Source organism: Cytobacillus horneckiae, assembly GCF_002835735.1.
GTDB lineage: Bacteria > Bacillota > Bacilli > Bacillales > Cytobacillaceae > Cytobacillus > Cytobacillus horneckiae.
The window spans coordinates 89,914-102,822 of the sequence record NZ_PISD01000033.1 but is presented as its reverse complement, the minus strand read 5'-3'; the positions used below and the strand labels follow the sequence as shown (position 1 = coordinate 102,822).

Genomic DNA, 12,909 nt, shown 5'->3' with positions numbered 1-12,909 from the left:
TGATAAGAAAGCGCCGGATTCTCCTCAGAAACCCGCCGTCTGAGTCAAATTGATAAGAAAGCGCCGGATTCGCCTCAAGAAACCCGCCGTCTCAGTCAAATTGATAAGAAAGCGCCGGATTCGCCTCAAGAAACCCGCCACTTGAGCCAAGTTGATAAGAAAGCGCCGGATTCGCCTCAAGAAACCCGCCGTCTGAGTCAAATTGATAAGAAAGCGCAGGATTGCATTATGTTTAAAATGAATTGCCGTAATCCATTATATAGGAGGTAAAGAAATGGATGGTGCGTTGCGGGTATATACTCGTATATAAATAAGGGAGGAGATTCTATGAGTAAAGAATGCTACTGTATCCCGCTGCGAACGGCTTCCAGGAAAGTAAGTGCCTATTATAATCGGGCGCTTGAGCCGGTGGGGGTTAATATTGCACAATTCAGTATGCTGAGAAAAATTAGAAGTGCCTATATGATTACCATCACAGAACTAAGTAAAGTATGTGAACTGGACCGTTCGACTGTCGGGAGAAATGTAAAGGTTTTAGAAAAAATGGAAGCTGTCCAGCTGATTCCTGGGGATGATCAAAGAGAAACGACCGTTAAACTTACTGACCATGGCCATCAAATATTAAAGGATGGCGATGATTTATGGGAACAAGCACAGGTTGATATTGAAGAAAAATTAGGCGGAAAAGATAATGTGGATAATTTATTAGAATTATTAAAGAGATTTTAATGTATTTTTTATAAATAAGGGTATATACCCGCAAATAGAGAGTAGCTGGAACTTGTGAGGAGATTTCATTATAGCTGGATTATTTTATTTGTTGTATTTTTTTCTATTATTGTCGCTGGCATTACCCGCTCATCTTCCGGGGTATTTATTATTCCGTTTGAACAGGAGTTTGGCTGGGATCGTTCCCTGATCTCACTTGCCATTGGCATAAGTTTATTTATTTACGGCCTTTCCGGTCCATTTATGGGTGCAATCGTGCAGATTATTGGTATAAAAAGAATGATGCTCATTTCAATGGGGACGTTAATGGCAGGTTTGCTGCTTACCTTCTTTATGAAAGAGACATGGCATTTAATTTTAATTTGGGGATTGATTATTGGGCTGGGCTCGAGCTTATTTTTAACCGTTTTAAGCCCAATCATTGCAAACACTTGGTTTAAGAAACGGAGAGGTTTAGCTGTAGGCATTTTGACGGCCAGTTCTGCAACGGGGCAGCTTGTTTTATTGCCTGTGCTGGCTTATATTATAGAGCTTTATGATTGGCAATTCGCTGTGGCGCTTATATTAACGCTTAGTGCCATTATGTTTGTTATTTTAATTTTCCTCATGAAGGAATCGCCAGAGGCTATCGGGGAAACCGCGTATGGGGCTGATGAAAATAAGTCTGAGGATATAAGGAAGAATGAGAGTAAAAATCCTTTTCTTTTAGCTTTTATCCCATTAAAGGAGGCCATTAGAATAAAGGAGTTTTGGCTGCTTGCTGGAAGCTTCTTTATATGCGGATTATCAACGAGCGGGTTAATTGGCACTCATTTTGTTTCTCTTTGCGTAGGATATGGTATAGCTGTCGTCACAGCAGCTTCTTTATTATCGTTTATGGGAATATTTGATCTCGTTGGAACAACATTGTCAGGCTGGCTATCTGACCGCATTGATAATCACTGGCTGTTATTTTGGTATTACTCTTTAAGAGGTTTATCATTATTATTGCTTCCTTTTGCATTGTCTGAAGGCTCATATATTTTATTAATTATTTTTAGCGTCTTCTATGGGCTAGATTGGATTGCCACAGTACCGCCAACAGTAAATATATCAAGAAATATATTTGGACTGGAAAAAAGCGTCATCGTTTATGGCTGGATTTTCGCGGCTCACCAAGCTGGTGCTGCGGTTGCTTCTTTTGGCGGCGGTGTGATTTTTGAAAGGTTCAACTCATATGCGTATGCTTTTTTAGGCGCCGGTGCACTTTGTTTTTTGGCGAGCTTATTTGTGATTGTCATCAAAAAAGAAAAGGGAATTACTGTAGTTTAGGTGCTTCATGAAACTGGCTCAGTATGGAATCCCTAAGTTTGCTGCAATGAAGAACTGAATTGAATTTTCTGGAATTTTAGTTTATATTTTTATAATGGGATTGTTTATCCCAAAGTATCGGGAACAAAGCCCTCACTGATTAAAGTTTCACTTTTTTTATGGATAGATTACTAATGGAGGAAAATCATGAATAAGTCAGTAAAAATTTTATTTACCATTTTAGGGATTATCATTTTCGGCTCAATCCTGCTTGTCTTTCTCTTTGTTCAATCGATGAAGCCGGATAAGGAAAAAGAACAGGAGGTTAGGAGTCAGGCTGAGGCCTATTTAAATGAAAATTTTAGCAATGATTTTGAAGTATATGATACTTTATATGACAATATGGGCAACTTTGATTTTGATTACGCTGCAAAAGCAAAGGATAACAAAAATGGCATTCAATTTTTAGTCCACTATGATGAAGAAGCTGATGAGATGGTGGATACGTACGTAGCAAATAAATGGGCAGTTGAGCTGAAGAATATCATACAGCCTCAGTTAAAGGAAAGGTTTACTGATTCAACAGATATAGTCGTCTATATAGATGAGTATATTGGGAGGGATTTAAATATTGATCCGATGCAATCAGGAAGTTATAAGGACGCAAATATAGAGCCAACGATACGAATGAATTTGCCAAGACATAAAAAAGATGGAGATGAACAGGCTTTCGCTGATTTCATCTCAATTCTCCAAAATGAGGACATTGTTAAACAAGGAACCTTTATCGTATCTTATATTGGTGAGAACGGTGCATGGCTGGAAGATGAAGAGTGGAGTAAGAAATTTTAGAAACAGGGTAAGGCGACAAATCTTTTGCCGCTGCCCTGTTTTTTTAATTGTTTTCTAAATAGGGGGAAATTATTTTTTTAAACTTGGTTTTATCATATTGATGAAATTGATTGGCTGTATGAAGCATTGGGTCGCCAGCATAAAATCTTTCATATAATTCGTGTCTTGACCCTAGTGGTGAACCAATGAGATCCCATGCAAGCTTAAATAATTTTGTCCTCTTTTCTGCATTCGTATTTTTCCCTTTGTAATATTTGTTCATTAAATCTTTTAGCGGTGAAGAGAAATCTTTTATGCTAGACGGCAGTTGTATGAATCCGCCTGCACCGATAAGCTGCAAAATTTCGAGTGCGCGAGGATAGTATTTAGATCCTAGTGTTCTCGCGGTTTGTATATAGTTGAAGTTTGGCACATATACTTTGCCGTTAAACCTTCCTTCTCTTTCAGCTGCGATAATTAACGCGCGGATCGTTTCAATCTGCATAATCAGTTCACCCAACTTTTCTTGTACATGGAGGTAATCAGATGCACCAATAACTTCAGCAATCTCGTTCGCTATTGCTGTGGAAAATTCCAATTTTGCAAGCAGCCTAATGATTGCCTGATGATAGGCTAGACCGCTGGATATCGGGTCAGCCTTAATCTGTGCCAGCCCATTAGGGTTGTCATGGAGAAGCACTCTTTCCCAAGGAATAAATACGTCGTCAAAAATTAAAACCGCATCCATTTCATCGAATTTGGCGCTTAAGGGATGATCGGCTGATTCTTTCTCTGAAATAGCGAACGACTCGCGGCAAACCATATGGAGACCGGGAGAATCAGTAGGAACGATTAACATATGCGCCAATTGTTTTGTCTTATCTTCGAGTTTAGACAGAGGGTAGATAATTAAGTCATGTGAGTAAGGCGCTGCTGTTCCGATCATTTTTGCACCATTGACATAGACGCCATCTTTTGTTTTTTGAGTAATGGTTAGTAATCCGAGCTCATCTGTGTTTTTCTTTTCACGATCGGAACGGTTGATTTGGGGATCACGCTGTACAATGCTGATAAATCGGTGCTCATCTCTTGCTTGTTCGTAGTATGCAGCCAGTTTTTCTGGAAAGCTGGAATCATATTGACAATAAGAATCTCTATTTGCATACCATCCTGTTAACCTGGAGCGTGCATAGTCAGGGAGTCTGCTCATTATACCGTCAGTAGCCCTTGCCCAAGTCTCAAAAGCTATTTTACGTTTAATGAGCTCATCATAGGAGTGCGGAATTAAAAAGGCAGAATGCACCCACTGTTTATCATCATTTAAATAGCCAATTTTGCTCTGTTGGTTAGGGTCATCAAACATTTTGTACAAGTGGCTAATCGTTTCTAACGTTCCTTTAAAGTGTTCGTTAGTAGTGATATCTATGTTTTCTCCATTCAGCCAGATGGTCCTGTTATCCTTTAAACTATTAATAAACATCGTTTTCTCTCCTTAATTTGATGGATAAGAAGTGCTATTTTGCAATGGCGGTGTATAGACATGAAAGCTAATAACAGGAGAAAGTGTAGGGTTGTACATCATGTGAATGGTATCCCCTTGAACGAGAAAACCATCATTTTCCTCATAGCTTTCGGTTTTGCTGAATTGGATGCCTTCATCAGTTTTATCATAAAGAATGTTGAGTAGTTTTCCTTGGATGATAAATAAGCTGCCTGCAGATGACCCATGATCATGTATAAATGTTTTGGCAAAGCTGGGTAAATAAACAATAATCACCTCAGCATAATCATTACTGAATATGACATTTCTTCCGTATTCAAGTTCAGAAGGCTGTTTTATAAAAGGTGAAACTTCGTCTAAGGAAATATTCAGCGAACGTATCACCTTGTGTAGCTCTTGAGTGTTTTTTATATTGGCTGAATGAAGAGCTGAGTTTAATTTATCAATTAAATTCATTGTCACTTCCCCTTCTTCAATTTATTTTTCCAAACAACGTAAAAGATGCCGGCAAACCAGATGATAAAAATACTGGCGTAAATATATGGAATCAATCCAGCTGGTGTATTCCATTCTATAAGCATCGTTCGTGCATTTGTGAGTATGATAAATCCTCCCACGAGAACGCCAAGTAAATAGGAAGGCAGCACTTTAACGAGCCACGCAGCTATCGGAGCAGCGATCACCCCGCCAATCATTAAAGCAAATACCCATGTCCAGTTTAGCTCTTCCCAGCCTAACGCGATAAAGAATCCTAAGCTTGCAGATACGGCGATAGCGAATTCGCTTGTATCAACTGTGCCAATGACCTTTCTAGCTTCAACGCCTTTTTTGGATAAAAGAACAGGTGTAGCAATCGGGCCCCACCCGCCGCCGCCAGTCGCATCGGCAAAACCGGCAATTAATCCGAGTGGAATAGACTGTTTCCGTGTGAGACCGAGGGAATTTGTTTGCTTTCCAGGCTGGAAGTTTAAGAGAAAGCGAAGGAAAACATAGATGCCAAGAAGCAGCAAAAAGGTAGCGATAAAGGGCTTTACAACATCACCGGGAAGATTGCTTAAAAAGCATGCGCCAACAAAAGCGCCGATTGATCCGGGGATAATCAGCCTGTACACGGCTTGTTTGTCCACATTGCCAAACTTAATATGTGCGACTCCCGAAGCTGCGGTCGTGACTACTTCAGCCATGTGAACAGATGCTGAAGCGACAGCAGGAGCAATCCCAAATGTTAATAATAAACTAGTTGAAGTCACTCCATAAGCCATTCCTAACGAGCCGTCAATTAATTGTGCTAAAAAACCAATAAAGGCAAAAATAATTAATTTTCTCATAATTCTTTTCCTCCATCACAAATCTAATGAATGTTGATAAAATTTGTCGAGTTTCTAACATAATTTATGATGAGGTTGTACAAGTGTGATAGATATTGAAAAAAATGAGGAAATACCTATGTATATTTTCTAAGTAGAGAAAATAGCTTGTTTAACAGGAGGAGATCATAATGAAGGTATCCAGTAAGGGGGAATATGCTTTAAGGGCTCTTATTACCTTGGGGAAAAACGAAAATTCTGTCACGTCGATTAAGGAAATCTCTAATCAAACATTGGTGCCTATTCAATATTTAGAGCAAATTCTTTTGCTATTAAAAAGCCACGGATATGTTAAAAGCAAAAGGGGGGTATATGGGGGATACTTATTAAAGAATCATCCTAAAGAGATTGTCATTGGCGAAGTCATTAGAGATTTGGAAGGGCCGCTTGCACCGATGAGCTGTGTAAGCATAACCGCATATGAATATTGTCCGCTTGAAGACCAAGGCTGTTTATTAAAGCCATTATGGGCATTGATTAGAGAAGAAGTGGCACTTATTTTAGACAGGACAACATTGCATGATATATTAGAAGGCCAATTGCCTGTTGGAAGGGGAGAGTGTGGGAAAGAAAAGGATTAAGCGGTTCCGGAGAAATCGGAGAGAAGACGGCGGATTTATGGGAGAAGTAGCCAAGCTCATTTCTATATTAGGGTATCTCTCAATTCCCACGCTGTCGAGCGGACACGTCATGCTAAATTATATACACACTGAAAGGACTAAACCGTGTTGTTTAGTCCTTTTCCTTCATCTCATTTATTAATATTTCTATCACTTCTGGACGGCTAAATTGTTTAGGCGGGGTTTGGCCATCCTTTAACATTTTTCGTACCTTTGTACCTGATAGATGAAGGTGGTTCTGGCTGTCATGAGGGCAGGTTTTGCTAGAGGCCATCCCGTCACATTTAATACAATAAAAGCTATGTTCAAAAGGCAATATCGTAATCCCAAGCTCTGCATAGCTGAATTGTTCAAATATTTTTTGAGCGTCGTATGTTCCATAATAATCACCTACACCTGCATGGTCCCTTCCAACAATAAAGTGAGTGCAGCCATAATTTTTTCTAACAATCGCATGAAAAATAGCTTCTTTCGGGCCGGCATATCTCATTGTGGCAGGGTAGGCAGACAGGAGTACACGTTGAATGGGATAATAGTTGCTTAGTAAGGCTTGATAGCTTTTCATTCGGATATTTGCTGGAATATCATCTGATTTCGTTTCACCAACAAGAGGGTGGAGAAGAAGGCCATCTACCGTTTCCAATGCGGTCTTTTGAATATACTCGTGTGCCCGATGAACAGGATTTCTCGTTTGGAAACCCACAACTGTTTTCCATCCTTTATGGCCAATGGCTGTTCTTGTTTGTTCGGGCGTTAAGAAGTACGATTGAAACTCTTCATTTTTGGGGGCAGCTTTAATAAAAGAAATCGGACCAGCGACATAAAATTCTCCGCGTTCGAAAAGTTTTTTTACTCCAGGGTGATGTGGATCATTCGTTTGATAAATTTTGTTTGCTTCGTCTGTTTTATCCGGTTTATAAACTTCTTCGATTGTTATGACGCCGTAAACTTCATCGTCAAATACTAGTTTTGCCTGCCTGTTTAACTGCAATAGGTTAGCTTCTTTTTGGAAAATTGGCAAAGTAATGGGGATGCTCCAGATAACGCCGTTAAGGAGTCTCATCTCATTTTTTACTGATTCATATTCTGCCTGATTCATAAAGCCTATTAAAGGGCTATATGCGCCATTGCCTATCAGTTCCAAATCTGATAGTGATGTTAGATCTAGCTTGATTTCAGCAGTGATCGCTGAATAATCAAAATCATCATTCACCCGATTAATTAGTTTGCCTCCATGGGGGATGGACTTAATCATCTTTTCCCACCTCCATTATTTTGATTTCGTCGATTAAAAAGGAGAGAAGTATATTTGCAGATTCTTCGACGGAGTATTTATCCGTTTCAATGATAATCTCAGGGTTGGCGGGTTTTTCATATGCCTGATCTATTCCAGTAAATTGTTTAATCTTTCCTGCCCGTGCTTTTTTATATAACCCCTTTGGATCACGGTTTTCGCATACATCAAGTGAACAATCAATAAAAACCTCTATAAACTCATCGCTATTATATATACTGCGTGCAAGCTGTCTATCAATATCAAATGGGGAGATTAGTGCTGCTAGTACAACTACCCCTGCATCAACAAATAATTTGCCAATCTCAGCAGTTCTTCTAATATTCTCCTTTCGATCTTCTTCACTGAAGGATAAGTTTTTATTGATTCCATGACGCAGGTTATCCCCATCTAATAGGTAGACACTTATACCTTTTTCATGCAAATAATTTTGTACCATATTGGCAATAGTTGATTTTCCAGATCCGGATAAGCCAGTGAGCCAAATCATGACACTTTTATGCTGATGGAGATTTTGCCTGTCTTGTTTGTTTAAAGTTGAATGATGCCAGACGATATTCCTTTCATCATCGTTCAAAATAAAGCCTCCTAACCTAAATTAATTTTTAGGAATTCATATTATTCATATGATTAGAATGAATACTTGTCTATTGACATCGCCCGTTTTCACTGAAAAAATTCCGTGAATTTCATGTCACGGTTAGAGAGGATAAACAATTGATGGGTATTTGCCGACTTATGATAGTTTTTATGATGAGGAAGCGTAGAAGCTCGTTGAGGAGTTATTTTTATTAGATTTTACAATGGGTGAGTACGAGAAAAAGTGTTAAATTGCTTGAAGGGATAGTATAGCCTTTATAGAAATTTAAAAGAGTAGATTGCTGAGCAAGTTTGGTAATAACCATTCGATACAAATTTTTACGGAAAATATGGAAGTAGTGATTGATTTAGGAATTACTCATACAAGATTGCTCGTTGAAAATGATAAGGAAAGTTTTATATTTTATCGCGGTGATTTGCAGTTTGAAGTCGCTTGGAGGGAAGCCATCAAATAATGAAGATTTCGTTTCGGGTGGCTGTAAGTTTGGCATGTCTGATAGAAACCAGCAGCTGTTGGAAGCGATTAAAGAATCGTATGCACCATGCTAAGTTGTTGATAAAGCAGCGCATATGTTTAAAGCCACTAAAATGTAGAAGAGGCATAGGCCGAATTTAAGTTTTATTACTGAGCCTAAAGTAAAAGACGGCTGGGGTATTATAGTGGCACAATTTAGAGATCCAGCAGGCACGCTTATTGAAATCTATGAAAACATTTAATTTAAAATGAGCCATGTTACGGAAGATAATCAGCAGCCAATGGAAAGTGAAATGCTCAAGTTCGGGTTGATGCCTCACTAAACGCTAAAGACTCATTTTAAGAGAGGTTATCATACATTTTTTCCATTTGTTCTTTCAATACTACTCGTTGTTCAGGGGTGAAACCTTGGAGTAATGCTTCTGTTTGGTTAGACCATATATTTACAACAGGCTCATAAAGAGCGCGGCCTTTGTCTGTAATATAAACCCTGCTCATGCGCCGATCATTTTCATCACGTTTTCTCATTAAAATTCCACGGCTTTCTAGTTTTTTGACCATATTTGTTACAGTTGGAGGCTCGCATTTTAGTTTTTCGCTAAGCTGTAGTTGTGTAACACCATCTTCCTTCCAAAGTTGGCAGAGCAATTGATCCTGCCCAACATATAAATCCAGCTCGCGCAGTAAATCAGCGTAGTTGCGGCGCATTTGCGCGGTCAGTTTATAAAGAAGCTCGCGAATCTCTTCCTCGATCATAGATTCATCCTCCGATTTGAAGCGGGATAGCCTGCTAATAAGATATATTCATTTTTGCATTTCTTAAGAGGCTTGTAAAGAGAAAACGTTGTTTATACGAAAACTGCTAATGGTTAAGAGAGTGGAGTACTAATAAGGATAGTGAAAATTTAATGGAGGTGGAATGTGAGGATTTTAGCAGAAGATTGTTTCCGTTTGAGCTCAATTTCTATACCAAAAGATATAGATATTACTGCCCCGTTGTATCAGGATAAGGAAGGTTTATTTTTTTCAGAAGGGAGCAGTGGGCTTGTATATACCTGCACCATCCTTTCGAGAATGGATGAAGCTCTAAACTAAAGGGGGGGAAGTATATATTATTGAAATAAATGAAAATAGTAGATGGTTATCAATAGGGGACGCTACTCTTTCAAATAACTATTGGAAGGGCTATGGAACAAAAGCGCTGGCAATGTTAGTTAATCGGCCAAAGGAATTAGGATGGGAAAAGTTAAGTGTGAGTAAAGTGTATGAGGATAATAATGAAGCCAAACATTTGTATCAAAGGTTTGGCTTTAAAAAAACGGGCCTATTTCATGATGAATATTTCAGAGAGTTTGCAAGCTATGAAAAAATATTGAAGTGATGAACATGAGGATCGAAGTGTTCATCACAAAATGATTATACTAACTCGCCTTCATATAGCGCAGTGAAAAGTAGTAATCAATGTTGTTTATAAAGTAAACCGTTTTTAATTAGTCTTGAGTTAACTGAGATTGGAAGTCTTAGTTGCTGTTAGAAGCTGTAATTCGAAAATCAAATGTTGATGAAAGTGAGTGGGGAAAATGGAGCAATCAGTGAATTTATTAAAATTAATAATGATTTGTTCAATTGCCGGAATAGTGATTCGTATTTATGAATTAAGCCAAAACACTGCGCATTTATTTTCAATTCACAATTTGGATATTTGTATTTTGGTTGGCCTTATTATGTTTTGCGGGAAAGAATTATATAAAAAAAGTATGAGGGTAAAGAAGTAGTGTATTTCTAGATTTAATAGGCGGAAAGAGAGCAGGTTTTACATCGATTCTCAATCTAAAAGAGTATCACTATAACAGCTTTCCTAATGGTCCATTTTCATTAATCATGTCTTGCAAAGAATAAATTGATATCGGAAAATAGGTGGTTCCGTATACATATGGAAACAGAGCATATACGTCAAAGTATATCACAAGAGTTTTGTCCGCTACATAGAAAGGCTGATCTGAAGTGATACCAGGGTACGGAACGAGCAAATCATCTTTTAAGCTGCGCTCAGCGATTTGTTTTTCAATGAGCGTGTTGATTTTTGTTGTGTAATCGCTCCCATTTTTAAACAAATCTCTCAGTTGATACGTTTTACCGCTAAATATATCAAATGTTAAACCTCGTTCGAGAGTAATGCCATGTGCGCCGCCAGAGTAAGAATAGATGGTCATTGTGAGACTGAGTATCCCTTTCTGGTTATTCTTTAAATCAAATCCTCCAGTTAATGATGTTTCTGGCTGACCATAGCCTTGCTCCTTCATCAGCTTTCTTAATGTTGAATGAATTTTCTCATTCATTCGCAGTACAGACTGAGGCGGCGCCCATGCATATACTTCTGGCTCAAAAATGTCGGTCTTTTGTTCTTTTATATGTTTTGGACGAATCCCAACAGGCAATAAAGATGTATTCATATTCTTCCCTCCCATGCTTTAAACATATGAAACACGGGAGAGGGATATGAATAGGCATGAAGTGCTGGATGAAAAACGATTACTTTATTGATTGAAGATGTTCGTCCAGACAATCCCATGACTCGGTTAGACCAGCGACGACACCCATATCGAGAATTTTCTGCAGTGCTTCCTCTGATACAAATTGCGTACGGCAAATTAAATTTGTTTTCTCTTCTAACGCTTGAAAAGTTAAGGTAACAAGCATTTCAGGCATGGTATCAATTGTATTCCCGTGCTGGTCTGAAAAGGAATCGACATAAACAATGCGTTCAGGTTCGTTTATTTTTTTATAGGTAGCTTTTCCCCAAGATTCATGACCTTCCTTTGAACGCATACAAAAATGCCAAATGCCATTCTCAGAAAAATCCAGTTTATAATTGGTCGTCTCCCATCCTCTTGGCCCCCACCATTTTGCTAAATGTTCCGATTCAGAAAATACTTTAAATACTAGCTCTCTAGGCGCGTCAAAAATACGCTCAATGATTAAATCTCTACCTTCCACTCTTGATAATGTTTTGTTCATTCCTTTCTCCTCCTACAAGTTATTGTTCTTTCTTATCCTTTCTTTTAAATTATTTATCATATACATCCAGACTATCTTAGCTTTCCTCCCAAATATGAATATAGCTGTTTAGCCAAAGGTCCAATTCAGCAAACGCTTCCTTCCTTAGTTCATAAACCCTGCGATTGGCAATGGGCTTCACCTGGACAATACCTGCTTCACTTAATACACGCAAATGCTTTGAGATTTGAGGCTGCCGAAGTCCAGTTTCTTGGACGAGTTCACCCACATTGTGTGGCCCTTTGCGCAAAATTTCAACGATGTTTAAGCGATTTTGTTCTGCAAGTGCACTCAATATTGACTTCATAAATAAAATATAACTTAATTGGAATATTCCTGTAAAGGAATATTTGATAAAAAATTCTGAATAATGATATGATAGTATGACGAGGAGGATGAAAATGAAACAAAACATTTATGATAATCCAACTTTTTTTAAAGAATATACCTCGTTGCGAGAGAGTGGATTAACTTATAATGACTTTCTTGAACAGCCAGCAATGAAAACCGCAATTGGAGATATTAATGGTATGCTGATTCTTGATCTCGGATGTGGAATGGGAGATTTATCGAAATACTGCGCAGATAATGGAGCAGTATCTGTCATCGCAGTAGATATTTCTGAAAAAATGATTGAAAGGGCAAAAGAGGAAAATAGCGATAAAAAGGTAGAATACCTTTGCCAGCCAATAGAAGATATTGAGTTGCCAGCTGAATCATTTGATCTCGTTATTAGCTCTTTAGCAATCCATTATATTGCTGATTATTTTGCGTTAATAGCAAAAATCTCCAAATTGTTAAAGGAAGGTGGCCGATTGATCTTTACAACTGAGCATCCAATTACAACAGCTCAAAAGGAAATGAAGGGCTGGGTAAAGGGCGACAAGGGAGAAATACTGCATTGGCCAGTTGACAATTATCAAGAAGAGGGGCAAAGAAAGGAACATTGGTATGTTGATGGCGTCATAAAATACCACCGAACCGTTTCTACCTTAATCAATGTACTAACAGAGCATGGTCTCACTGTTGAGAAGGTGGAGGAACCGTTACCAACTAAAGAGGGACTTAAAAAACTGCCAAAGTTAATTAATGAATATCGTAAGCCGCCATTTATATTAATTCAATCAAAAAAATCATAGGAAAAA

General features: G+C 38.4%; 17 protein-coding genes. 8 read left to right on the top strand and 9 right to left on the bottom strand.

The features are described from left to right. Positions 1 to 327: 327 nt before the first annotated feature. From CWS20_RS15950 to CWS20_RS15940, 3 genes are all read left to right on the top strand, one after another. Positions 328 to 729 (top strand): MarR family winged helix-turn-helix transcriptional regulator, encoded by a 402-nt coding sequence (locus CWS20_RS15950; protein ID WP_066194783.1) that lies wholly within the window; start codon positions 328 to 330, stop codon positions 727 to 729. Between the two features lie 54 nt (positions 730 to 783). Further along, a complete protein-coding gene (locus CWS20_RS15945; protein ID WP_066194784.1) occupies positions 784 to 2,040 on the top strand; it encodes an MFS transporter in 1,257 nt (418 codons plus the stop codon). A 186-nt stretch (positions 2,041 to 2,226) separates the two neighbouring features. Further along, positions 2,227 to 2,871, top strand: coding sequence for a hypothetical protein (locus CWS20_RS15940; protein WP_066194785.1), 645 nt, complete (start codon positions 2,227 to 2,229; stop codon positions 2,869 to 2,871). A 43-nt stretch (positions 2,872 to 2,914) separates the two neighbouring features. On the opposite strand, the gene CWS20_RS15935 is transcribed toward CWS20_RS15940, so the two are convergent. The 3 genes from CWS20_RS15935 to CWS20_RS15925 are packed head-to-tail and all read right to left on the bottom strand — an operon-like array spanning position 2,915 to position 5,679. Continuing rightward, the gene (locus CWS20_RS15935) at positions 2,915 to 4,330 is read right to left on the bottom strand and encodes a 4-hydroxyphenylacetate 3-hydroxylase family protein (protein WP_066194786.1); all 1,416 of its coding nucleotides are present in this window, start codon (positions 4,328 to 4,330) and stop codon (positions 2,915 to 2,917) included. 12 nt (positions 4,331 to 4,342) lie between these two features. Continuing rightward, positions 4,343 to 4,807 (bottom strand): cysteine dioxygenase, encoded by a 465-nt coding sequence (locus tag CWS20_RS15930; RefSeq protein ID WP_066194787.1) that lies wholly within the window; start codon positions 4,805 to 4,807, stop codon positions 4,343 to 4,345. A gap of 2 nt (positions 4,808 to 4,809) precedes the next feature. After that, complete coding sequence (locus CWS20_RS15925; RefSeq protein WP_066194788.1) at positions 4,810 to 5,679, bottom strand: sulfite exporter TauE/SafE family protein; 870 nt, start codon at positions 5,677 to 5,679, stop codon at positions 4,810 to 4,812. 170 nt (positions 5,680 to 5,849) lie between these two features. On the opposite strand from CWS20_RS15925, the gene CWS20_RS15920 reads away from it, so the two are divergent. Beyond that, positions 5,850 to 6,299: an RrF2 family transcriptional regulator gene (locus CWS20_RS15920; protein ID WP_066194789.1), complete on the top strand. Its 450-nt coding sequence runs from the start codon at positions 5,850 to 5,852 to the stop codon at positions 6,297 to 6,299. A 151-nt stretch (positions 6,300 to 6,450) separates the two neighbouring features. On the opposite strand, the gene sat is transcribed toward CWS20_RS15920, so the two are convergent. Together sat and cysC are read right to left on the bottom strand one after the other, a co-directional pair. Next, positions 6,451 to 7,590 carry a sulfate adenylyltransferase gene (sat, locus tag CWS20_RS15915; protein ID WP_180321524.1) on the bottom strand — a complete coding sequence of 380 codons (1,140 nt, stop codon included), beginning with the start codon at positions 7,588 to 7,590 and terminating at the stop codon, positions 6,451 to 6,453. Continuing rightward, positions 7,586 to 8,209: an adenylyl-sulfate kinase gene (gene cysC / locus CWS20_RS15910; protein ID WP_066194791.1), complete on the bottom strand. Its 624-nt coding sequence runs from the start codon at positions 8,207 to 8,209 to the stop codon at positions 7,586 to 7,588. The genes sat and cysC overlap by 5 nt, the downstream gene beginning before the upstream one ends. Positions 8,210 to 8,655: 446 nt before the next feature. Between cysC and CWS20_RS29020 the strand changes: the two genes are divergently transcribed. Next, positions 8,656 to 8,781 carry a hypothetical protein gene (locus CWS20_RS29020; protein ID WP_276328314.1) on the top strand — a complete coding sequence of 42 codons (126 nt, stop codon included), beginning with the start codon at positions 8,656 to 8,658 and terminating at the stop codon, positions 8,779 to 8,781. Between the two features lie 265 nt (positions 8,782 to 9,046). Here CWS20_RS29020 and CWS20_RS15905 read toward each other — a convergent pair whose 3' ends face one another. Beyond that, positions 9,047 to 9,463 carry a MarR family winged helix-turn-helix transcriptional regulator gene (locus tag CWS20_RS15905; RefSeq protein ID WP_066194792.1) on the bottom strand — a complete coding sequence of 139 codons (417 nt, stop codon included), beginning with the start codon at positions 9,461 to 9,463 and terminating at the stop codon, positions 9,047 to 9,049. A gap of 165 nt (positions 9,464 to 9,628) precedes the next feature. Between CWS20_RS15905 and CWS20_RS28070 the strand changes: the two genes are divergently transcribed. Both CWS20_RS28070 and CWS20_RS29325 read left to right on the top strand, forming a co-directional pair. Continuing rightward, positions 9,629 to 9,802 (top strand): hypothetical protein, encoded by a 174-nt coding sequence (locus CWS20_RS28070; RefSeq protein ID WP_158237011.1) that lies wholly within the window; start codon positions 9,629 to 9,631, stop codon positions 9,800 to 9,802. A 16-nt stretch (positions 9,803 to 9,818) separates the two neighbouring features. Then, complete coding sequence (locus CWS20_RS29325; protein ID WP_142385389.1) at positions 9,819 to 10,088, top strand: GNAT family N-acetyltransferase; 270 nt, start codon at positions 9,819 to 9,821, stop codon at positions 10,086 to 10,088. 463 nt (positions 10,089 to 10,551) lie between these two features. Here CWS20_RS29325 and CWS20_RS15890 read toward each other — a convergent pair whose 3' ends face one another. The 3 genes from CWS20_RS15890 to CWS20_RS15880 form a co-directional block, all read right to left on the bottom strand. Continuing rightward, positions 10,552 to 11,160, bottom strand: a complete 609-nt coding sequence (locus CWS20_RS15890) for a DUF3298 and DUF4163 domain-containing protein (RefSeq protein WP_066194794.1) — start codon at positions 11,158 to 11,160, stop codon at positions 10,552 to 10,554. Between the two features lie 79 nt (positions 11,161 to 11,239). After that, on the bottom strand, positions 11,240 to 11,725 hold the full coding sequence (locus CWS20_RS15885) for an SRPBCC family protein (protein WP_066194795.1): 486 nt from the start codon (positions 11,723 to 11,725) through the stop codon (positions 11,240 to 11,242). A gap of 76 nt (positions 11,726 to 11,801) precedes the next feature. Next, the gene (locus CWS20_RS15880) at positions 11,802 to 12,071 is read right to left on the bottom strand and encodes an ArsR/SmtB family transcription factor (RefSeq protein ID WP_066194796.1); all 270 of its coding nucleotides are present in this window, start codon (positions 12,069 to 12,071) and stop codon (positions 11,802 to 11,804) included. A gap of 94 nt (positions 12,072 to 12,165) precedes the next feature. On the opposite strand from CWS20_RS15880, the gene CWS20_RS15875 reads away from it, so the two are divergent. After that, positions 12,166 to 12,903 (top strand): class I SAM-dependent methyltransferase, encoded by a 738-nt coding sequence (locus CWS20_RS15875; RefSeq protein ID WP_066194797.1) that lies wholly within the window; start codon positions 12,166 to 12,168, stop codon positions 12,901 to 12,903. Positions 12,904 to 12,909: the final 6 nt, after the last annotated feature.